Source organism: Streptococcus sp. HMSC064H09 (assembly GCF_001812625.1).
Lineage (GTDB): Bacteria > Bacillota > Bacilli > Lactobacillales > Streptococcaceae > Streptococcus.
This window is the reverse complement of sequence record NZ_KV809578.1, coordinates 1-240: the sequence shown is the minus strand read 5'-3', so window position 1 is coordinate 240 and position 240 is coordinate 1. Positions and strand designations below refer to the sequence as shown.

The following is a 240-nucleotide window of genomic DNA, read 5'->3' as shown; positions in this document are numbered from 1 at the left end:
TGACTCAGTAATTCCAGATGCTGAAAACTTGAAAGTTACTTTGGAACGTGCCCTTCCATTCTGGGAAGATAAAATCGCTCCAGCTCTTAAAGATGGTAAAAACGTATTCGTAGGTGCACACGGTAACTCAATCCGTGCCCTTGTAAAACACATCAAACAATTGTCAGATGACGAAATCATGGATGTTGAAATTCCAAACTTCCCACCATTGGTATTCGAATTTGACGAAAAATTGAACGT

The 240-nt window shown here is 39.6% G+C and carries 1 protein-coding gene; it reads left to right on the top strand.

Annotation, left to right across the window (positions count from 1 at the left end; translation table 11 throughout):
* Nucleotides 1–240 (top strand): 2,3-bisphosphoglycerate-dependent phosphoglycerate mutase (locus HMPREF2867_RS04710; protein ID WP_141750993.1); only part of this gene is annotated, 240 nt, incomplete at both ends.